The sequence below is a fragment of the Pannonibacter sp. CBAS1226 genome, assembly GCF_055685825.1.
The window spans coordinates 179,889-199,492 of the sequence record NZ_JBVOUO010000003.1 but is presented as its reverse complement, the minus strand read 5'-3'; the positions used below and the strand labels follow the sequence as shown (position 1 = coordinate 199,492).

Genomic DNA, 19,604 nt, shown 5'->3' with positions numbered 1-19,604 from the left:
CATGGGTTTCCAGTGCGGCATCGTTGGCCTGCCCAACGTCGGCAAGTCCACGCTCTTCAACGCGCTCACACGCACGGCGGCGGCTCAGGCCGCCAACTATCCGTTCTGCACCATCGAGCCGAACACCGGCGAAGTGGCCGTGCCGGACCCGCGCATGACGGCGATTGCCAAGATCGCGGGCAGCAAGGAAATCATTCCGACCCGCATCACCTTCGTGGACATCGCCGGCCTCGTGCGCGGCGCGTCGAAGGGCGAAGGCCTCGGCAACCAGTTCCTCGCCAACATCCGCGAGGTGGATGCCATCGTCCACGTGCTGCGCTGCTTCGTCGATGACGACATCACCCATGTGGAAGGCAAGATCGACCCGATCTCCGACGCGGAAACCGTCGAGACCGAACTGATGGTCTCCGACATGGAAAGCCTTGAGCGCCGCCTTGCCCCGATGAAGAAGAAGGCACAGGTCGGCGACAAGGAAGCCAAGGCCATCGCCCCGATCATGGAAGCCGCCCTCGCCCTGCTGCAGGACGGCAAGCCGGTGCGCACGCTGAAGCTCGCCGATGCCGAGGAAGAGAAGATCCTGCAGGGCCTGAACCTGCTCACCTCCAAGCCCGTGCTCTACGTCTGCAACGTGGAAGAAGGCTCGGCCGGCACCGGTAACGAGCTGTCCGCCAAGGTTGCCGAAATGGCAAAGGCACAGGGCGCCGGTTCGGTTGTCATCTCTGCGGCCATCGAGGCGGAAATCTCCCAGCTCGACAATGAAGAGCAGAAGGAATTTCTCGACACGCTCGGCCTTGAAGAGCCGGGCCTCGACCGCCTGATCCGCGCCGGTTACGACCTTCTGGGCCTGATCACCTATTTCACCGCAGGCCCGAAGGAAACCCGCGCCTGGACCATCACCCGCGGCACCAAGGCACCGCAGGCAGCCGGCGTCATCCACTCGGACTTCGAACGCGGCTTCATCCGCGCCCAGACCATCGCCTTTGACGACTACGTCAGCCTCGGCGGTGAAGTGGGCGCCAAGGAAGCCGGCAAGGCGCGTGACGAAGGCAAGGAATACATCGTCAAGGACGGCGATGTGATGCTGTTCAAGTTCAACACCTGACGCCAGCACCAGAAAGACCAGCGCATCATGACGAGCTTTGTGATCGACGTTCCGAAGATCCCCGCCCTGCCCGTGGCAGGCACTGATGCGCTGTTTCCGGTGCGGCGGGTCTATTGCATCGGCCGCAACTATGCGGCTCATGCGGTGGAGATGGGGCACGATCCCAGCAAGGAACCGCCGTTCTTCTTCCAGAAAAACCCGGACAATCTCGACGCCTCCGGCACCTTCCCCTATCCGGGCAAGACGGCGGATGTGCATCACGAGGTGGAACTGGCGGTGGTGCTGAAGTTCGGTGGCAGCGGCATCACGGTGGCCGATGCGCTTTCCCACGTCTATGGCTATGCGGTGGCCCTCGACATGACCCGCCGTGACCTGCAGGCTGTGGCCAAGGACATGGGCCGCCCCTGGGACACGGCCAAGGCCTTCGAGCATTCCGCGCCCATCGGCTCCGTGGTTCCGGCCAGTGTCTGCGGTCATCCGCAGGCAGGCGCCATCACACTCACCGTCAATGGCACCCAGCGCCAGAGCGGCAATCTCAACCAGATGATCTGGAAGATCCCGGAGATGATCGCCTATCTGTCGGACTATTTCACGCTGGCCGCCGGCGACGTGATCCTGACCGGCACCCCGTCCGGCGTCGGCCCTGTTGTGCGCGGCGACAGGCTGGAGGCCCGCGTCGAGGGCTTTGCACCGCTCACTGTCGACGTCGTGTGATCAGCCCGCAGGTCCATCACAGCTTCTGGCGGATGACACCGTACCAGCCAAGGCCCGCATAGGTCTCGTAACCCGGCGTCCTGTGGAAGGCGACTGTGGCACCGTCCCGGTCCACATAGAAACCATGCTCCTGGCCGCCGGTCTGGAGCTGGAACTGCTCGCTCAACACGCCCTTGCCATCCGATGAGGCCAGCACACGGCCATTGCCGCTGACCAGCATCACGCGCGAGCGCTCCCGCTCCTGCGGTGTCAGGCGCACGCCGTCGACAATCGCCTTCGCCTGCGGCTCCCAGTCGAAGTGGACAGCCAGCATGCCGATCGGACGGCCATTGCTGCGCCCGCCTTCCCGCACGCTGGCAAGATACGTCGCCACCTGCCCGTTGCCGAGCATCGGTTCGCGGGAGATCTCGTCCGCCACATAGTCATCACCGGAGCGCAGGGACCGCCCACGGCCGAACCAGCCGCGGGAAGACACATCGGCACCGGCAACCTTGAAGCGGTCCGGGCGGCCATTGGCGATCACCCGGCCGTTGAGGTCACACAGCCACAGATCCGTATAGACCGTATAGGCCCCGAGAATGACGCCCAGCCGCTCGCTGGCATAGGCAACCGCCTCCGGCGTGGACTTCTCCGCGCAGCCGGCCACGGCCGAATCCGTCGCCCACCAGCGCACGTCACAGGTGCGCTCATAGAGGTTGCGGTCGATCAGTTCGATGGCGTTGAGCGCCAGATCCGTCAGGCGCGAGCCCTGCGCCTGCAGCGCCATCTGGCGCGTCAGCGTTTCCAGCGCTTCGATTTCGCCCGCCAGCTCCTTGGCCAGCGCGCCGGAAATGCCCTCGACGGCGGTGGAAATCTCGCGCACTTCCTGCGCCACCACCAGAAAGCCGCGGCCCTGATCGCCTGCGCGGGCGCTCTCGATCATGGCATTGAGCGCCAGCATCCGCAGCCGCCCCGTTACGTCCCGGATCTGGCCAACCTTTGTTGTGGTCAGTTCACGCACCTCGGAGGTTCGTTCCACGATGTCGGACAGCGCCGGGGCACGCTCCGTATCGGCAATCAACTGATCCATCTAAATATCTACCTGCCGCTCAACTCCGAGGAGCCTGATGTCAGGAATGTATTACCGTCAAAAATCACTAACAAAAAGGAAACCAAACCCATTGCCGGAATAATTTCATCAATGGAAGCGGATACTTAAACCCATTTGCCTAACGTCAAGCCAAAAGCAAAACAAATAGGCAGATCCGGATGCAGAGATTTTTTCCTGCGCCCATTCAAACAGGCCACGCAGATACTTTTGTTCAAAAAACAGGCAGTGATTTGAACGGCATACCCGCCGCCCTCCGGGCCGAAATGCCACGCCCGGACGGGCTTGTCCTCGCGCTTTCCCCTATGGCCAGGGCGGGCGGTCCACAGCGGCCGGATCGAGGCGCGCGGCGAAGGCTTTGCGCCGCTTCTGGTCGAGGTGAGCTGCCCCTATTTCAACGGCAGGCAGATGTCGGTCAGAAGATCGGACGGGGCCGTGTCGCGAGGGTTGTTCAGGTAGATTTCCATGGCCGGCCCATCCGCCGGCTCATGGCCAGACGCCGGCAGCCAGGTGCCGTAGAGCCAGTCATAGGCGGCCTTCATGTCCGCATACGGCCCCTTGTGCCGCAATACGGCATAGCGCTGCGCCGGAACCTCGATGCGCTCCAGCGGCGCAGACAAGGCGATGTCCTGCCGCAGCTCGACCGCTGCGGCCGAACGCAGCTCCTGCTCCGGCACCACGGACGGATCGCTGTAGTAAAAGCCGATCAACATGCCTGTCTTGTCCATCAGGCCACGACTGGCAAGGCTGCCGATCAGATGTTCAAAGGCACGGCCGATTTCGATGTAAGGGCCCTTGTGCGCGATGCCGGCCAGCACGCGCTGCGGTTCCTGGCGGATGACGATGTCATGCATGGGAGAAGCTCCAAGGTCAGCCGGCCGCTTGCGGGCCGGCGGTGTCCAGTCCTTGTCAAAGCGGCGATGCGGACCCGCGTCCCGGTATGTGGCCGGCGGCAGGCCATAGGACTGACGGAAGGCGCGGGTGAAGGCGGTCAGGCTGCCATAGCCTGCCTCCCGTGCCAGCCGTTCCAGATCCGTCTCGCCCCTGGCCAGCGCCGTGGCTGCCCGCTGCATCCGGAGCCGCCGGACCATGGCAACCACACTTTCACCGAAACATGCCTGCCACACCCGGTGCCAGTGCCACCGCGACATGGCAGCGATATCCGCGAGCTGATCGAGATCAAGCGGCTCGTCGAGATGATCATGCACATGCTCGATGACGCGGGCAAAGCGCCGTTCGTAGGTTCTGGCCGGGGTCAGGTCCGAAGGGGGCTGGAAGGTCATGTTGCTCGCTCACTTTGACGCACTGGGCCTATCATGGGTGGTTTTGACATATCTTGCGGTTTAGATTGCGGGGAGTTCCCTCATCCTTTCCTGATCGGATCGCGCAGATGTTCTCCCGGTTTCTGTCGACTGGCCGCCGCGACTTTTCATCGCTGAGCGAGGCCGAAATTCTCGCCCTCGCGATCTCGTCCGAAGAGGACGACAGCCGGATCTATAAGGCCTATGCCGATGGGCTGCGGGATGATTTTCCCGCCTCTGCCGCCGTGTTCGATGCCATGGCGGAAGAGGAGAATGGCCACCGGCAGCAATTGATTGCCCTGTTCCAGAACCGCTTTGGCGACAGCATCCCGCTGATCCGACGCGAGCACGTGCGCGGATATTACACCCGCAAGCCTGACTGGCTGGTCCGTCCGCTCGGCCTTGAAAAGGTGCGGGCGATGGCGGAGCAGATGGAGGATCAGGCCGCCCGCTTCTACGAGGAAGCTGCAAAGCGCACCAGCGATGCCGCCACCCGCAAGCTCTTGGGCGATCTCGCCATGGCCGAACGCGGCCACGAGAGCCGTGCAGAGGCCCTCAGCGAGAGCCTGACCCCCACGGATGTGCGGGCCGAGGAAGACAAGACCGCCCACCGCCAGTTCATTCTCACCTATGTGCAGCCGGGCCTTGCCGGGCTGATGGATGGCTCCGTCTCGACGCTGGCCCCGATCTTTGCGGCAGCCTTTGCGACGCAGGACACCTGGCAGACCTTCCTCGTCGGCCTGTCCGCCTCCGTTGGCGCAGGCATTTCCATGGGCTTCACGGAAGCTGCGCATGATGACGGGGTGCTGTCGGGGCGCGGCTCTCCACTGAAGCGCGGTCTCTCGTCCGGTATCATGACGACGGTTGGCGGACTTGGCCACGCCCTGCCCTATCTCATTCCGGATTTCTGGACAGCCACCAGCCTGGCTGCGGCCGTCGTCTTCATTGAACTCTGGGCCATTGCCTGGATCCAGAACCGCTACATGGACACACCTTTCTGGCGCGCCGCCCTGCAGGTGGTTCTTGGCGGATCACTGGTGTTCGCCGCCGGGGTACTGATCGGCAACGCCTGATAACTTATCTGTCATATAGACATCCAGTGATTGCATTATATCAATGCACGTTGATTATCGATACTAAGCGTCAGCTTTACAGGCTGTCGCAGCGGTGGTCTTGCTTTTCATGGAGCCTGCGGGCTGCGAAGAGTCGCAACTTGCCCATGGCTCTGTGGGGAGCATGATGAAAAGCTTCAATTTTCTTGCAGCGGCAGTTGCCGCAACCTTGACCGCAACCGCGCCGCTGATGGCGGCCGGAACCGGGCAGGAAGGCTACTTCCAGATCTACAACAACACGGACAGCAACACGGTCGTTGGCTTCTACACCAACGGCGGTGACGGCTGGAGTGACAACTGGCTGAGCAACCGTCTGGCTCCGGGCGACAATGTGCGTGCCACCTTCCACGCCAATTCTGGTCCTTGCGAGCAGACTTTCCAGGTGGGCTGGCTCGGGACGGACGGCAGCGAAGTGCTGGACGACCCGATCTCCATCGACATCTGCGAAGCCTCGAACGTCTATCTGGACGACAACGAGATGTATTACGATTGAGGCCAATCGCCGGAGCGGGCGGCGGCCGTCCGGATCTGGCGCATGGTCTGACCCACTGGCATTCAAGCTCCGCCAAAAGGAGCATTTGCCAGAAGCGGAATGAGCCCCATCAACCACTGGCGCGGGCGGTCATGGCAAGATAAAACAAGTCCCATGACCGCCCACCGCTACTTCGAAGACTTCTCGCCCGGCGAGACCATCCCCCTCGGCACGAAGACCGTCACGAAGGATGAAATCATCGCCTTCGCTGCGGAATTCGACCCTCAACCCTTCCATCTCGATGAGGAGGCCGGCAAGGCCTCGCTGCTGGGCGGCCTCGCCGCATCGGGCTGGCACACCGCAGCCATGTTCATGCGCATGCTGGTGGACGGGCTTCTGGCGCAGTCCGCCGGTCAGGGCGCGCCGGGCATCGACACGCTCACCTGGCGGCGGCCGGTCTACCCGGGCGACACGCTGAGGGCGGAAGCCAAGGTGCTGAGCTGCCGCCCCTTGCGCTCGCGGCCCGGCCTTGGGCTCGTCACCTTCGCTTTTTCCGTCTTCAATCAGAACGGTGACACCGTGATGGTGCTGGAAAACCCGATCCTCTTCACCTGCCGTGAGGCAGCAGCGGAGGCGGGCGCATGAGAACCTGGTTTGACGAGATGGAGCTGGGCGAGCGCGTCGAGCTTGGCTCCCACCACTTCACGGCCGAAGATATCGTCCGCTTTGCCGCCGCCTTCGACCCTCAGCCCTTCCACCTGACGGAAGAAGGTGCAGCGGCCACACACTTTGGCCGCCTCTGCGCCTCCGGCTGGCACACGGCCTCCGCCTTCATGCGCCGTCTGATCCTGACCATGCAGGAACTGGACGCGGTCACGCTCGCTCGCGGGGAAACGCCGGTGGAGCGCGGCCCCTCGCCCGGCTTTGAAAACCTCAAATGGATCAAGCCCGTTTTTGCCGGCGACACGATCACCTACGCCAGCGTCGTGATTGCGAAGGATGATATCCCGCAGCGCCCGGACTGGGGCGTGCTGCGCGGCCGCAATGAGGGCACCAACCAGAACGGCGAACTGGTCTTCAGCTTTGAAAGCAAGGTCTACCTCCGGCGCAGGCCGCAGCAGGCCTAACCTTCGTATTGCCGCAGCCTGGTACCAACTCTCGATGAGCTTGGCCCATCAATAACTGCTCAAGCCCGTGCGGCGCCTGAGCCATTTCAAGGCGTGATGCGTCAGCATCGAGAGCCTTGGTTAAGGTCTAAAGGCTGCGGCCGAGCACCACTTCGTCATGCAGCGGAATGCCGTACTCGCCCATGAGCGGGATTTCGGGCTTGAGCTGGCGCTCGTCATCAATGACGCCCTGCACGATCCGCTCCAGCCGGAAGCCACGCCGCTGATAGAAGCGGAAGGCATCCAGATTGTCATTCGATGTGCGCACCATCAGCCGGGTCATGCCATGGCCGCGCGCATCATTGACCACCGCATCCAGCAGCTGCGTACCCGTGCCTGCCCAGCGGCTGAGCGAATCGAGGGTCAGAATTTCCCATTCGCTCTCCCGGCGGATGACCGTGACAGCCCCGGCGAGCTGCCCGTCGTCCTCCGCCAGAAAGCCCGGCAGTGCCGAGGCATCGACCATGACGCCATCCAGCAGGATCTCCACGCCCGCCCACCGCTCTTCCAGCAGCTGTGCGAGCGACGCCCGGTCCTTGTCTTCAATCGGCCTGATGATGACTGCCAAAGGTTCCTCCTAACGGATGAAAATACGCCCTTCGAGCGGTGTGCGGGCCTGCCAGCCCTCCCGCTCCAGCTCCGGCACCAGATGCTCTTCCTCGGGGAAACCGAGGCAGAGATAGCCGATCAGCTCCCAGCCGGAAGGCACGTCCAGCGTTGTCTTCACGGCCTGCGGATCGATGATCGACACCCAGCCGAGCCCCACGCCATGCATGCGCGCGGCAAGCCACAGGCACTGGACCATGCCAACGGCCGAGAAGGCAAGTGTCTGCGGCATCGTTGCACGGCCAAGCCCATGGCCCTGCTCCGGGTCCGGATCGCAGAAGACCGCCAGCTGAACCGGCGCTTCGCGCAGGCCAGCCAGCTTGAGCCTTGCGTAAAGCTCCGCCTTTTCGCCCTCATAGGCAGCAAGGGCGCGGTTGTTTTCCTGCTCGAACAGCCTCGTGACCGCGTCCCGCCGGGCTTCGCTTTCCACCCGGACGATGCGCCAGGGCTGACTGTTGCCCACGGACGGCGCGAGGTCGGCCAGCGCCAGAACCTCATCCAGCAGGCCATCCGGCAGACTGTCCTTGCGGAAGCGGCGCACATCACGCCGCCAGTGCAGCAGATCGGCAAAGGCAGCCCTGAACGCAGGGGAAAAATCCGGTCCGTGCCCGTGCTGCCCCACCATGGTCAATGCCCCGGGAAAGACAGCAGCGTGCGCACCGGCACGCCCATGGCTTCCAGCCGCTGACGCCCGCCCAGGTCCGGCAGGTCAACGATGAAACAGGCGGCGACAATCTCCGCCCCCTGCCCGCGCAGCAGCTTGCAGGCAGCCTCCGCCGTACCGCCGGTGGCGATCAGGTCATCAACCACGATCACCCTGTCGCCCGGATTGATGGCGTCGCTGTGCATCTCGATTTCATCAAGGCCATATTCCAGCGAATAGGCAACGCTGACCGTCTGCCAGGGCAGCTTGCCTTTCTTGCGGATCGGCACAAAGCCGGCAGACAGCTGATGCGCCACGGCACCGCCCAGAATGAAGCCGCGCGCCTCGATACCGGCAATCTGCTCCACCTTGGAACCGGCCCAGGGCTGCACCAGCGCATCCACGGCCCGGCGGAAGGCGCGGGCATTGCCCAGAAGAGTGGTGATGTCGCGGAACAGAATGCCGGGCTTGGGGTAATCCGGGATCGTGCGGATGGCCTGCAGCAGCTCGTCGGAAACGCTGGGAATGTCCATATCGTCCTCTTAGGGCGCGTCGTGTCTTGAGTGGCCACTGCCCCGGGGCAGAGCCCCGGCTGCAGGGCCTTTGCCAGATCTTATATCAAGGCGTGGCTGCCGGGGGCAAAGGCATAACCGCCTTGCCCACGGCCAATGCGCCGCAGCGCTCAGCCCCTGTCGAAAAGCACCCGGCCTGCCACGGCATCAAGCTTCGCCAGCAAGGCCGGGTCGCGCCGCTCTGGCGCTGTCATGATTGCATAGTCGAGGGCCCTGTCCGAGCCGACGGGGCAAGGCTCATGCTCGCGCGGCAGATCACGGGCAAGGCGTGCCACAAGCTGCTGGGCGTGGTGGGCATTGTCATGCAGCACCTTGATGATCTGCTGGATATCAACCTCGCCATGGTCCGGGTGCCAGCTGTCATAGTCGGTCACCATGGCCACCGTCGCGTAGCAGATCTCCGCCTCCCGGGCGAGCTTGGCCTCCGGCATGTTGGTCATGCCGATCACATCACAGCCCCAGGAACGGTAGAGGTGGCTCTCTGCGAGGGAGGAGAACTGCGGCCCCTCCATGGCCAGATAGGTGCCGCCGCGCCGGTATTTGAGGTCTTCCGCCCGCGCAGCCGCTTCCACATGATCGACCAGCCGGGGGCTGACCGGATAGGCCATGGACACATGCGCCACGCAGCCCGTGCCGAAGAAGCTCTTCTCCCGCGCAAAAGTCCGGTCGATGAACTGCTCCACCAGCACGAAGGTGCCCGGCGCCAGTTCTTCCTTCAGCGAGCCGCAAGCCGAAACGGAGATGAGGTCCGTCACGCCGCAGCGCTTCATGACATCAACATTGGCGCGGTAATTGATCTGCGAGGGAGAATGCAGATGGCCACGGCCGTGACGGGGCAGGAACACCACCTTGAGGCCATTGATCTGGCCGATCCGCACCGCATCGGATGGCTCGCCCCAGGGGCTGCCGACGCCAACCCACTCCGCCCCCTCGAGGCCCGGCAGATCATAGATCCCCGACCCGCCAATCACGCCCAGAACCGCCTCAGTCATCGGCACCCCCAAATCAGACCGGCCTGATTAGGTCCGGTTTGCCGGTGCTTGTCAAACCCGGCAAGAGCCCCGGAAAATGCGAAGGGCCGCCCCATGGGACGGCCCTTCTCAGCATTTGCGGTCACCCGGCGGGTGCCGGTATCAGTGCTCGACGTTGCGCCACAGCTTCTTCTTGGTGAAGTAAAGCATCGAGGCGAAGACGATCAGGAAGATCATGACCCGGAAGCCCATCTTCTTGCGCTCTTCCATGTGCGGCTCAGCGGCCCACATCAGGAAGGCGGAGACGTCACGGGCGTACTGGTCCACCGTCATCGGCGTGCCGTCGGTGTAGTCGACCTGCTCATCCGAGATCGGAGGGGCCATGCCGATGAAGGAGCCGCTCATGAAGGCCGGATTGTAATACTGGCCTGCAGGAACCGTGACACCCTCCGGCACTTCCTCGTCGTAGCTCACGAGCAGCGCATGGACATAATCGGCGCCCTGCTCGTTGTACTGGGTGAAGGCGTCGAAGATGAACCACGGGAAACCGCGGTGGGCAGCACGGGCCTTGGCGATCAGCGAGAAGTCCGGCGGATAGGCGCCGCCATTGGCCGCACGGGCCGCCTGCTCGTTCGGGAACGGCGAGGGGAAGCGGTCGGCCAGAATGGCCGGACGCTCGAACATGTCGCCCTCGTCATTCGGTCCATCAACCACGGTATAGTCTGCCGCAATTGCCTTGGCCTGATCTTCGGTGAAGCCCGGGCCGCCCGGCTGCGCCAGGTTGCGGAAGGCCACGAACTTCAGGCCATGGCACGAGGCGCAAACCTCGCGGTAGACCTTGAAGCCGCGCTGCAGCTGGGCCTTGTCATAGGTGCCGAAGGGACCTGCGAAGGACCACTGCTCACGCGGGATGTGCGGCCCCTCACCCGCTGCGAAAGCGGGCGAGGCGATGGCAACCGCGAGGGTTGCGGCAAGCGATACGCCAAGGGCGCGGACGGTCTTGATCATGGTGCTCATTTCAAAAACTCCTGACCCTTTCCGTCACTTCGTCTGAGGTGCAGCAACTGCAGCCGCCGGCTTGCCGGAACCGCTTGCCAGCACCGCTTCGGAGATCGAGGCCGGCAGCGGCAGCGGCTTCTCAAGGAAGCCCAGCAGCGGCAGGATGATCAGGAAGTGGGCGAAGTAGTAGATCGTGCAGATGCGCGACAGGATCACGTAGATGCCTTCTGCCGGCATCGCACCGAGATAGCCGAGGGCCACCGCGTTGATTGCGAAGATCCAGAAGAACTGCTTGAACAGCGGGCGGTAGACGCCCGAGCGAACCTTGGACGTGTCGAGCCAGGGCAGGACGAACAGGATGGCAATGGCGCCAAACATGGCCAGAACGCCGCCGAGCTTGTCCGGCACCGCACGCAGGATCGCGTAGAACGGCAGGAAGTACCATTCCGGCACGATATACGCCGGCGTCACCAGCGGATTCGCTTCGATATAGTTGTCGGCATGACCCATGTAGTTGGGCACGTAGAAGACGAACCAAGCGAAGAGGATCATGAACACCACGATCGCGAAGGCATCCTTGACCGTGTAATACGGATGGAACGGAACCGTGTCCTGACCGGACTTCGGCTGCACGCCCGTCGGGTTGTTGTTGCCCGTGGTGTGGAAGGCCCACACGTGCAGGATGACAACGCCGAAGATCATGAACGGCAGCAGATAGTGCAGCGAGAAGAAGCGGTTCAGCGTCGGGTTGTCGACGGCGAAGCCGCCCCACAGCCAGGTGCGCACGGCTTCACCCACCAGCGGGATCGCCGAGAACAGGTTGGTGATCACGGTGGCGCCCCAGAAGGACATCTGGCCCCAGGGCAGCACGTAGCCCATGAAGGCGGTGCCCATCATGATGAGGAAGATGATCACACCCAGGATCCACGAGATTTCGCGCGGGGCCTTGTAGGAGCCGTAATAGAGACCGCGGAAGATGTGGATGTAGACGGCGATGAAGAACATCGACGCGCCATTGGAATGCAGGTAGCGGATCAGCCAGCCGAAGTTCACATCACGCATGATGTGCTCGACGCTGTAGAAGGCTGCCGTGGTGCTGGGGGTGTAGTGCATCACCAGCACGATGCCGGTGATGATCTGCGAGATCAGCATGAAGAAGAGAATGCCGCCGAAGGTCCACCAGTAATTGAGGTTCTTCGGGGTCGGGAAATCGACGAAAGAGCCGCGAACGAGCGAGATGACCGGCAGACGGCTCTCAAGCCACTTCGCCGCCGCGCTCTGCGGAACGTAATTGGAATGTCCAGCCATGGCTGTCTCCTGGGGTCTACCGGTCAACCGATCTTGATCTTGGCGTCTTCAACAAACGCAAACGGCGGTACGAGGAGGTTCTCCGGAGCAGGCCCCCGGCGGATACGCCCTGCAGTGTCATAGTGCGAACCATGGCACGGGCAGAACCAGCCATCGAAGTCGCCGGCATTGCCCAGCGGCACGCAGCCCAGATGGGTGCAGATGCCGACCATGACGAGCCAGGCTTCCTTGCCTTCGGCGGCGCGATTCGCGTCGGAGGCATCGGCGGTATCGGACAGGTTGAGGTTGCGCGCCAGTTTGTCCGGCAGTTCGGACAGCGGCACAGCCTTGGCCTCTTCGATCTCCTTGTCCGTACGCTGACGGATGAAGACCGGCTTGCCGCGCCACTTCACGGTGATCGACTGCCCCACCTCGACGGCGGAGACGTCCACCTCGATGGAGGCCAGAGCAAGAGCCGAAGCGTCCGGGTTCATCTGGTCGATGAAGGGCCAGGCGACAGCGCCCGCGCCCACAACGCCCATGGCGCCGGTCGCAAGATAGAGGAAATCACGGCGGGTCGGTTCCGCCGAATCCGTATGAGCCAAGGTCGCGTCCTCTCGAAACCTGTTTAACGTATACCGAATGCCCACAGGCAGACAGCCTCGCCCTCCCCTCCGGAACGGTCGGCTGCCCGGCGCGGGCATTAACGGCAAACGGGTGCGGCAATCGCCCGCACCACACCAAGCGGTGGTCTTTTTGCACCGTTCTGCCGCATTGTCCAGATGACCTTCGGCCAGAACGCTAAATGTCGCACCGCTTGGGATGCCGTCATCACCTTTTTGATGCCCTGAAAAGGCCCCAATTGAAAGCCGGATCGTTTGATCTGGATCAAACTTCTGCAGCTGACTGCAAAAATCCGCCAGACTGATGCGACCACAGCTGTGCATAGAGGCCGCCCCGGGTCAGCAGTTCTTCATGACGCCCCTCTTCGATGATTCGGCCCTTGTCCATGACGATGAGCCGGTCCATAGCCGCGATGGTCGACAGGCGGTGCGCGATGGCAATCACCGTCTTGCCTTCCATCAGGTCGAAGAGACTGTCCTGAATGGCTGCCTCCACCTCGCTGTCCAGGGCGGATGTCGCCTCGTCCAGCAGCAGGATGGGGGCATTTTTCAGCAGAACCCGGGCAATGGCAATCCGCTGGCGCTGTCCGCCGGACAGCTTCACGCCGCGTTCACCCACCTGGGCCTGAAGGCCGCTGCGCCCGTCCCTGTCCTCAAGTCCCTGAACGAACTCAAGGGCATGGGCCTTGCGCAGAGCCTCGATCACCTCCGCTTCCGACGCCTCCGGCTTGCCGTAGGCGACGTTCTCATAGATGGACCGGTGCAGCAGCGAAGTATCCTGCGTAACAACACCGATATGAGCGCGCAGGTCATCCTGGCGGACACGGGCGATATCCTGCCCGTCGATACGGATTGAACCGCTCTCAAGGTCATAGAACCGCAGCAGCAGATTGACGAGGGTGGACTTGCCCGCGCCGGAGCGGCCGATGAGACCGATCTTTTCGCCCGGACGGATCGTCAGATCCAGCGCATCGATGACACCCTTGACCTTGCCATAGTGGAAGGAGGCCTTGTCGAAGACGATTTCGCCTTTGGTGACCGTAAGGGGCGCTGCATCCGGCACGTCCTGCACCTCCCGCTCACGCGCAATGGTGCCGATGCCGTCCTGCACCGTGCCGACGTTTTCGAACAGGCCCGCCACTTCCCACAGGATCCATTGCGACATGCCCTGGATACGCAGGACGAGCGATACGGCCACCGCCACATCGCCAGTGGTGACCACTTCATGCTGCCACAGGAAGATGGACAGCCCGGCCGTGGAGAACAGCAGCAGCGTATTCAGCGTGTTCAGCGAGATGTTCAGCAGAGTCACATAGCGCATCTGGCCGAAGACGGTCTTCATGAAGCCCATCATCGAATTGCGGGCATATTCTTCCTCACGCCTTGCATGGGAGAAGAGCTTGACCGTCGCAATGTTGGTGTAGGCATCCACCACGTGGCCGGTCATCACCGAGCGGGCATCCGCCTGCTCCTGCGAGATCGCCTTGAGGCGGGGAATGAAGACACGCAGCACGCCAACATAGGCAAAAGTCCAGACCACCAGCGGAATCGCGAGATAGAGGTTGGCATCAGCGATGACGATCAGCGCGCTGGTCAGATAGACCAGCACATAGACCATCATGTCGACGATCCGCGTCACCACTTCGCGCACGGCCAGTGCCGTCTGCATCATCTTGTTGGCGATGCGGCCGGCAAAGTCGTTGTGGTAGAAGGTCATGCTCTGGCGCAGCAGATAGCGGTGCACGCGCCAGCGCACGGACATGGGATAGGTGCCGATCACGCCCTGATGGAACAGCAGTTCCCAGAAGGCCTGCGTCAACGGCAGGCACAGCAGGATGACACCGGCCATGAGCGAGAGCTTCACCCAGTTGTCGGTCCAGAACGTCGCCCGGTTGGCCTCGCCCAGCCAGTTGACCAGATCGCCCAGGAAGGCAAAGATCGCGACCTGAAAGATCGCGATCATCGCCCCCAGCACACCGACACCGGCCAGCAGCGGCCAAAGCGGCTTGGTATAGTACCAGCAGAAGGCCCCAAACCCCTTCGGCGGCACATCCAGCTTAAAGTCCGCGAAGGGATCGATCAGACGTTCAAATCTGGAAAACATTGTTCAACTCCAGAGATTTACGGCCCTCGCCCGCGGACCGGGCAGAACCGCGCAGACGCCTGATTTTAAGGCGCTGCCAATAGGGACGGCGGCCACCGAAGGCCAGCGAAAAGACGAAACTGACCAGCGCACCGGCAAGCACCAGCGTGCCAAGGAACAACTCGATCAGATGCGTGCGGTACTGAGCCGCGCTTTGCACCGCATTGCCGATCCGGACAGCCTCCAGCGACCACAGGTCAGCGAGGAGAACCGGCAGGAAAATCAGCATGGCGGCACCAGCCGTTGCAGCGGAAAAGACGGCAACAGCCGCCCCGCCAAGGGCCAGGCGTTGGCGCCAGGACAGCGTCACCCGCGGCAAGGACGCAGCAAAGTCATCCGGACGCGGCAGGTCCGGCGGATAAGGCAGATCGAAAGGATCCAAAGGATAACGAACAGACATGGTTCTGCTCCAGACGGAATCGGACTGATGAGGCACGGCTGGCGGAACGCGCAAATGAAAGACGCGCAGCACCGGAGGAGTCCGGTTACGCTTGAAGCCAGTCGCTATTCAGCTGGAATGTTTTGAAACGCCGTCTCAGGCTGCCGGGTGGCAGGAGATGGGAAACGGGCCCACGAGAGCAGGGGCTACGGTCATATGGACACGTGACGTATTGGTCATGAATACCCCTCCTCTGTTAGCTCGGTTGACGGCAATAGACAGCGCGGCAGAACGCGCCTGACTTTCTTAAACTGTTCGGTTGAAATCGCAAGGCCTCAAGCACAGCTCAAACATGCTTTACCTTCCGCCTGTTGCCATGAGGCAACAATGCAACCAGTCCTTGAGGGGCTCCGCCCCCTTCTCCAGCGCCTGTCCGGATCAGAGTGAACCTGACAGACGCCGGGTTTCTTTGTTTTCATTTGTCTTTTCGGGAAAACCGGTGGCCGCTTTCCCCTGACAAACTCCGGGCCCGCCTTCAGGCACGCCCTCCGTCTGCGGGCGGACAAAAAAATGCGGCGGAACCCGTCCGCCGCATGACATCGTCCTGTGGATTGCCTGCCTCAGGCTGCGCGGATGCTGGTGAGGAACTGACTCACCTGCGTCTGCAGGCTGGCGGAAAGATGGGTGAGTTCACCCGCTGCCGCGTGCATTTCATCCGTGGCCGAGGTGCTGGCCTGCATTGCTTCTGCAAGGCGGTTCATGTTGCCCCCCACGCGCTCGGTGCTGGCATTGGCCACGTGGACCGAACGGGAAATCTCACCGGTCGCCTGCATCTGGCTCTGAACCGAGCCATGAACGGCTTCGGAAATCTGGCTGATCTGCTCGATGGTCGCGGTGATGGAGCGGATCGCCCCGACCGCCTGCTCCGCCACGAACTGCACGGAGGCCACCTGGGAGGTGATTTCTTCCGTTGCCTTGGTGGTCTGGCCGGCCAGAGCCTTCACCTCATTGGCCACCACGGCAAAGCCGCGGCCCGCTTCGCCCGCACGCGCCGCCTCGATGGTGGCATTCAGGGCGAGAAGGTTGGTCTGGTTGGCAATCTGGCTGATGAGTTCGACAACTTCGCCGATCTGACGGCCCGTCTCCGACAGGCGGCCGACGATTTCATCGGTCTGGCGGGCTTCAAGCACGGCAGCGCTGGCGATCTGGGAAGCGTTTTCGACATCACGGCCGATGGTCGAAATGGAGACTGCCAGCTCTTCGGCAGACTGGGACATGACACGCACCGACTGACCGGCCTCTGCCGTTGCGGTGGACACTTCATCCACGGCGCGGGAGGAGTTGCCGACCGCCTGACGCAGATCAAGGGCATTGCCGCCAACCGCATGCGCCGTGCTGGTCAGCGCTTCCACGACGCTGATGACCGAGCGTTCGAAGTCGCTGGCCACGTCGTGCATCAGTTCCCGGCGCTCCTGTTCCATCTGGGTCTGCTGGGCCGCCTGGAGTTCAACTTCCTCCTTGGCGCGGGCTGCCAGCTTTTCACGGAACTGGACAACGGAGCGCGCAATGGCACCGATTTCATCGCTACGGCTGGCACCGTCGATATTCACATCCAGCTGCCCCTGGGACAGAAGATCAAGACCATCCTGCAGCCGGTTGAGCGGCCGGGCGACGCCCAGGGCCAGCACCACAGCCAGTGCCAGGAAGGCAATACCGATGGGCGAGCAGACAAGAACAATCTGCAGCATCTGATCGATGATCAGGCCATCAAGCAGCGAGGAGGCCTGCGGACCGAGAAAAGCCTGTGCCTGCGACGGGTCCCCCAGAGCAGAGGTCAGCGCTTCACGGAACACATAGAACGCATACCCCGTGCCGGCCACCATGATCAGGGCCGACGTCACAACCAAGACAAGAAACCGGCCAAGGATCGAAAGGCGGATGCCCGTACTTACATTATCGTGCATGTCCATTCCCGATGGTCAGAAGAAACGTTCTTCGGTCCGATACCATGGGCAATAGTACTAGGCAGCGAGCGTAAAGATTTTCTTCACGCGAAGGGATAAATCGTTCAGGACAACAGCTTATTCGTGATGGCATAGCCAGCGGCAGCCGATACCGCACTGAGGAATGCGCCCCAGGCAATGTCAACGAAAACAACCTCCAGCGGCCAGTTTCTGAGAGTTGCATAATTTGTCATGTCATAGGTTGCATACGCAATAAAACCTAGGACCGCACCACAGACCACTGCTGTCCAGATGCTTTCAGACTTCAGTGCAGGCAGCACAGCGAAGAAGACAAGACCGCCGACGTAAAGCAGATAGAAAATCGCCGCCGCACCGAGATTGGGCTTGTCCATCATCAGATGCCCGATGCGGTCAAAATAGAAACGCGTTGCCACTTTTCCGAGCCATACCGCGTCAATCGCAAGAAATACGGCGGCAGTGGCAAGGTAGGCGGTGATGATCTGACCCATGCGGAAGTCCCCCTTCTGGGAGATCTTACGTGGCCTCATGTCTGCCGGATCACGCAAGACGGATGTCACCTTTCCTCAACAGCCATCATTTCCCCGGCAGGCAGGAACCCGCCGGACTGGCGCTCCCACAGATCCGCATAGAGCCCGCCGCGCGCCAGAAGCGCCTCATGGGTGCCCTCCTCGACGATCTTTCCCCCGTCCATGACGATCAGCCGGTCCATGGCCGCGATGGTGGAAAGACGGTGGGCGATGGCCAGCACCGTCTTGCCCTGCATCAGCGGCATCAGATTGTCCTGAATCGCAGCCTCGATCTCTGAATCCAGGGCAGAGGTCGCTTCATCCAGCACCAGAATGGGTGCATTCTTCAAGAGCACGCGCGCAATGGCGATGCGCTGGCGCTGGCCGCCGGAGAGTTTCACCCCGCGCTCGCCCACCTGCGCCTCGAAGCCGGAGCGGCCCTTGCTGTCTTTCAGGTTCTGGATGAACTCCAGCGCATGGGCCTGCCGCGCCGCATCCTCAAGCATCGCCATGGTGGCATCCGGCCGGCCATAGGCGATGTTCTCGCGGATGGAGCGGTGCAGCAGCGAGGTATCCTGCGCCACCATGCCGATCTGCGCCCTGAGCGAGGCCTGCGTCACCTGCCGGACATCCTGACCGTCCACCAGAATGCGCCCGCTCTCCACATCATGAAAGCGCAGCAGCAGGCTGGCCAGCGTCGACTTGCCCGCGCCTGAGGGGCCGACGATGCCGATCTTCTCCCCGCCCTTCACCGCAAAGCTCAGATCATCGATGACGCCCCCGCGCTTGCCATAGTGGAAGCTGACCTTGTCAAAAACGATCGCGCCCGCGCTGACCATCAGCGCCGGAGCGCCCGGCTGGTCCGTGACGGCAATGGGACGTGTCAGCATGTCGACACTGTCCTGCAATGTGCCGAAGGAGCGGAACAGGGAGTTGAGCTGGCCCAGCATCCGCCCCAGCAGAAGATTGAGCCGCAGCGCCAGCCCCAGCGCCACCGCCACATCGCCGGCCGTCAGGATGCCATCCTGCCACAGCACAAGAGAGAACCAGCCGATGCTCACCATCATGACGCTGCTCAGCAGCGACATCAGCGAGCGCACTTCGGTCAGGTTGCGGGTGAAGCGTTTGAGCACCGCAAGGTAGCTCTCGAAAATCGCCCGCACACCGGCCTGTTCGCTCTCGCGGCTGCTGAACAGCTTCACCGTCTGGATGTTGCTGTAGGTGTCGACCAGCCGGCCCGTCGCGCCGGAGGCGGCATGGGCAGCGGCGCGGGAATGGTTGCGGATGCGCGGCACATAGTAGCGCGCGATCACCGAGAAGACCGCCAGCCAGACAAGAATGGCCGCGCCAAGGCGCCAGTTCAGTTCGCCCAGCAGCAGCAGCGTCGCCAGAGCATAGACCGCGATGTACCAGACCACCTGCAGCAGCGTCACCATGAACTCGCCCGCCGCCTGCCCGGCCTGCCAGACCTTGGACGAAATGCGGCCCGCGAATTCGTCGTGAAAGAAGGCGATGCTCTGGTCCATGATCCGCTGATGCGCCTGCCAGCGCACGCGGGCATAAAAGCCGGGCACCACGGTCTGCTCTTCAACGCCTGCGGTGAAGAAGGCCAGCACCGTGCGCAGCACCAGCACAACGGCCGCCATGCCTGCGAAAAGCTGCCAGTTCTGCGTGAAGAGTTCGTCCTTCGGCGTGGTCTGCAGCAGATCGACAATGATGCCGATGAAACTGTAGAGCCCTGCTTCCACCAGAGCTGTCGCCCCGCCTAGCAGCAGCATGGCCACGAAGGGCCAGGGCGACTGGCGCACGAGGAACCAGAGATAGGCGCCTGCGGTGACGGGCAGTTTTCCGGCAGGCGCAGAAACGAAGGGGTCGATCCAGCCTTCAAGGCAGCGCAAAATTCTGTTCAAAGGCTTGGTCCGGTTTCGAGATGTCC

20 protein-coding genes are annotated in these 19,604 nt (G+C 62.5%); 6 read left to right on the top strand and 14 right to left on the bottom strand.

The genetic code is table 11. From position 1 onward, the window contains the following. Window position 1 precedes the first annotated feature (1 nt). Both ychF and AC0CMF_RS11105 read left to right on the top strand, forming a co-directional pair. The gene (gene ychF / locus AC0CMF_RS11110) at window positions 2-1,102 is read left to right on the top strand and encodes a redox-regulated ATPase YchF (protein WP_050474988.1); all 1,101 of its coding nucleotides are present in this window, start codon (window positions 2-4) and stop codon (window positions 1,100-1,102) included. 27 nt (window positions 1,103-1,129) lie between these two features. Beyond that, on the top strand, window positions 1,130-1,816 hold the full coding sequence (locus AC0CMF_RS11105; protein WP_374629898.1) for a fumarylacetoacetate hydrolase family protein: 687 nt from the start codon (window positions 1,130-1,132) through the stop codon (window positions 1,814-1,816). A gap of 16 nt (window positions 1,817-1,832) precedes the next feature. On the opposite strand, the gene AC0CMF_RS11100 is transcribed toward AC0CMF_RS11105, so the two are convergent. Then, a complete protein-coding gene (locus tag AC0CMF_RS11100) occupies window positions 1,833-2,885 on the bottom strand; it encodes a methyl-accepting chemotaxis protein (protein ID WP_374629897.1) in 1,053 nt (350 codons plus the stop codon). Window positions 2,886-3,292: 407 nt separating this feature from the next. Next, entirely contained in the window at window positions 3,293-4,186 is an 894-nt protein-coding gene (locus AC0CMF_RS11095; RefSeq protein ID WP_186391175.1) for an AraC family transcriptional regulator, read from the bottom strand. A gap of 107 nt (window positions 4,187-4,293) precedes the next feature. On the opposite strand from AC0CMF_RS11095, the gene mbfA reads away from it, so the two are divergent. The 4 genes from mbfA to AC0CMF_RS11075 all read left to right on the top strand — a co-directional run bounded on the left by mbfA (window position 4,294) and on the right by AC0CMF_RS11075 (window position 6,915). Then, window positions 4,294-5,277 (top strand): iron exporter MbfA, encoded by a 984-nt coding sequence (gene mbfA, locus AC0CMF_RS11090; RefSeq protein WP_050474982.1) that lies wholly within the window; start codon window positions 4,294-4,296, stop codon window positions 5,275-5,277. A 166-nt stretch (window positions 5,278-5,443) separates the two neighbouring features. Then, entirely contained in the window at window positions 5,444-5,809 is a 366-nt protein-coding gene (locus AC0CMF_RS11085; RefSeq protein WP_208982811.1) for a hypothetical protein, read from the top strand. Window positions 5,810-5,962: 153 nt separating this feature from the next. Then, a complete protein-coding gene (locus AC0CMF_RS11080) occupies window positions 5,963-6,433 on the top strand; it encodes a MaoC family dehydratase (protein ID WP_374629896.1) in 471 nt (156 codons plus the stop codon). Then, the gene (locus AC0CMF_RS11075) at window positions 6,430-6,915 is read left to right on the top strand and encodes a MaoC family dehydratase (RefSeq protein WP_123194809.1); all 486 of its coding nucleotides are present in this window, start codon (window positions 6,430-6,432) and stop codon (window positions 6,913-6,915) included. Before AC0CMF_RS11080 ends, AC0CMF_RS11075 begins: the two co-directional genes overlap by 4 nt. Before the next feature lie 127 nt (window positions 6,916-7,042). Here the strand turns inward: AC0CMF_RS11075 and AC0CMF_RS11070 are convergent, their stop codons facing one another. The 12 genes from AC0CMF_RS11070 to AC0CMF_RS11015 form a co-directional block, all read right to left on the bottom strand. After that, window positions 7,043-7,522 (bottom strand): GNAT family N-acetyltransferase, encoded by a 480-nt coding sequence (locus tag AC0CMF_RS11070; protein WP_050474978.1) that lies wholly within the window; start codon window positions 7,520-7,522, stop codon window positions 7,043-7,045. Window positions 7,523-7,531: 9 nt separating this feature from the next. Then, entirely contained in the window at window positions 7,532-8,185 is a 654-nt protein-coding gene (gene bluB, locus AC0CMF_RS11065; RefSeq protein WP_374629895.1) for a 5,6-dimethylbenzimidazole synthase, read from the bottom strand. 2 nt (window positions 8,186-8,187) lie between these two features. Next, window positions 8,188-8,736, bottom strand: coding sequence for an adenine phosphoribosyltransferase (locus tag AC0CMF_RS11060; RefSeq protein ID WP_050474976.1), 549 nt, complete (start codon window positions 8,734-8,736; stop codon window positions 8,188-8,190). Window positions 8,737-8,885: 149 nt separating this feature from the next. Further along, on the bottom strand, window positions 8,886-9,767 hold the full coding sequence (locus AC0CMF_RS11055) for an S-methyl-5'-thioadenosine phosphorylase (protein ID WP_050474975.1): 882 nt from the start codon (window positions 9,765-9,767) through the stop codon (window positions 8,886-8,888). Window positions 9,768-9,908: 141 nt separating this feature from the next. Beyond that, complete coding sequence (locus AC0CMF_RS11050; protein WP_050474974.1) at window positions 9,909-10,763, bottom strand: cytochrome c1; 855 nt, start codon at window positions 10,761-10,763, stop codon at window positions 9,909-9,911. Between the two features lie 24 nt (window positions 10,764-10,787). Further along, window positions 10,788-12,053, bottom strand: coding sequence for a cytochrome b (locus AC0CMF_RS11045; RefSeq protein ID WP_374629894.1), 1,266 nt, complete (start codon window positions 12,051-12,053; stop codon window positions 10,788-10,790). Window positions 12,054-12,076: 23 nt separating this feature from the next. Further along, window positions 12,077-12,637 carry a ubiquinol-cytochrome c reductase iron-sulfur subunit gene (petA, locus tag AC0CMF_RS11040; protein ID WP_019963925.1) on the bottom strand — a complete coding sequence of 187 codons (561 nt, stop codon included), beginning with the start codon at window positions 12,635-12,637 and terminating at the stop codon, window positions 12,077-12,079. Window positions 12,638-12,920: 283 nt separating this feature from the next. Continuing rightward, window positions 12,921-14,759: an ABC transporter ATP-binding protein gene (locus AC0CMF_RS11035; protein ID WP_186391180.1), complete on the bottom strand. Its 1,839-nt coding sequence runs from the start codon at window positions 14,757-14,759 to the stop codon at window positions 12,921-12,923. After that, window positions 14,743-15,198 (bottom strand): hypothetical protein, encoded by a 456-nt coding sequence (locus AC0CMF_RS11030; protein WP_157757141.1) that lies wholly within the window; start codon window positions 15,196-15,198, stop codon window positions 14,743-14,745. The genes AC0CMF_RS11035 and AC0CMF_RS11030 overlap by 17 nt, the downstream gene beginning before the upstream one ends. Before the next feature lie 599 nt (window positions 15,199-15,797). Further along, a complete protein-coding gene (locus AC0CMF_RS11025) occupies window positions 15,798-17,141 on the bottom strand; it encodes a methyl-accepting chemotaxis protein (protein ID WP_050475027.1) in 1,344 nt (447 codons plus the stop codon). A gap of 104 nt (window positions 17,142-17,245) precedes the next feature. Continuing rightward, window positions 17,246-17,650 carry a DUF2177 family protein gene (locus AC0CMF_RS11020; RefSeq protein WP_050474970.1) on the bottom strand — a complete coding sequence of 135 codons (405 nt, stop codon included), beginning with the start codon at window positions 17,648-17,650 and terminating at the stop codon, window positions 17,246-17,248. A gap of 65 nt (window positions 17,651-17,715) precedes the next feature. Then, entirely contained in the window at window positions 17,716-19,578 is a 1,863-nt protein-coding gene (locus AC0CMF_RS11015) for an ABC transporter ATP-binding protein (protein ID WP_374629893.1), read from the bottom strand. Window positions 19,579-19,604 lie beyond the last annotated feature (26 nt).

Bases quoted from the DNA above. Each gene is read 5' to 3' on its own strand.
- AC0CMF_RS11075 (WP_123194809.1), top strand. From the start codon at position 6,430: ATGAGAACCTGGTTTGACGAGATGGAGCTGGGCGAGCGCGTCGAGCTT.
- AC0CMF_RS11060 (WP_050474976.1), bottom strand. From the start codon at position 8,736: ATGGACATTCCCAGCGTTTCCGACGAGCTGCTGCAGGCCATCCGCACG.
- AC0CMF_RS11025 (WP_050475027.1), bottom strand. From the start codon at position 17,141: ATGCACGATAATGTAAGTACGGGCATCCGCCTTTCGATCCTTGGCCGG.
- AC0CMF_RS11105 (WP_374629898.1), top strand. From the start codon at position 1,130: ATGACGAGCTTTGTGATCGACGTTCCGAAGATCCCCGCCCTGCCCGTG.
- AC0CMF_RS11045 (WP_374629894.1), bottom strand. From the start codon at position 12,053: ATGGCTGGACATTCCAATTACGTTCCGCAGAGCGCGGCGGCGAAGTGG.
- AC0CMF_RS11055 (WP_050474975.1), bottom strand. From the start codon at position 9,767: ATGACTGAGGCGGTTCTGGGCGTGATTGGCGGGTCGGGGATCTATGAT.
- AC0CMF_RS11100 (WP_374629897.1), bottom strand. From the start codon at position 2,885: ATGGATCAGTTGATTGCCGATACGGAGCGTGCCCCGGCGCTGTCCGAC.
- AC0CMF_RS11080 (WP_374629896.1), top strand. From the start codon at position 5,963: ATGACCGCCCACCGCTACTTCGAAGACTTCTCGCCCGGCGAGACCATC.
- bluB (WP_374629895.1), bottom strand. From the start codon at position 8,185: ATGGTGGGGCAGCACGGGCACGGACCGGATTTTTCCCCTGCGTTCAGG.
- ychF (WP_050474988.1), top strand. From the start codon at position 2: ATGGGTTTCCAGTGCGGCATCGTTGGCCTGCCCAACGTCGGCAAGTCC.
- AC0CMF_RS11020 (WP_050474970.1), bottom strand. From the start codon at position 17,650: ATGGGTCAGATCATCACCGCCTACCTTGCCACTGCCGCCGTATTTCTT.
- AC0CMF_RS11050 (WP_050474974.1), bottom strand. From the start codon at position 10,763: ATGAGCACCATGATCAAGACCGTCCGCGCCCTTGGCGTATCGCTTGCC.
- mbfA (WP_050474982.1), top strand. From the start codon at position 4,294: ATGTTCTCCCGGTTTCTGTCGACTGGCCGCCGCGACTTTTCATCGCTG.
- AC0CMF_RS11095 (WP_186391175.1), bottom strand. From the start codon at position 4,186: ATGACCTTCCAGCCCCCTTCGGACCTGACCCCGGCCAGAACCTACGAA.
- AC0CMF_RS11030 (WP_157757141.1), bottom strand. From the start codon at position 15,198: ATGTCTGTTCGTTATCCTTTGGATCCTTTCGATCTGCCTTATCCGCCG.
- AC0CMF_RS11035 (WP_186391180.1), bottom strand. From the start codon at position 14,759: ATGTTTTCCAGATTTGAACGTCTGATCGATCCCTTCGCGGACTTTAAG.
- AC0CMF_RS11085 (WP_208982811.1), top strand. From the start codon at position 5,444: ATGAAAAGCTTCAATTTTCTTGCAGCGGCAGTTGCCGCAACCTTGACC.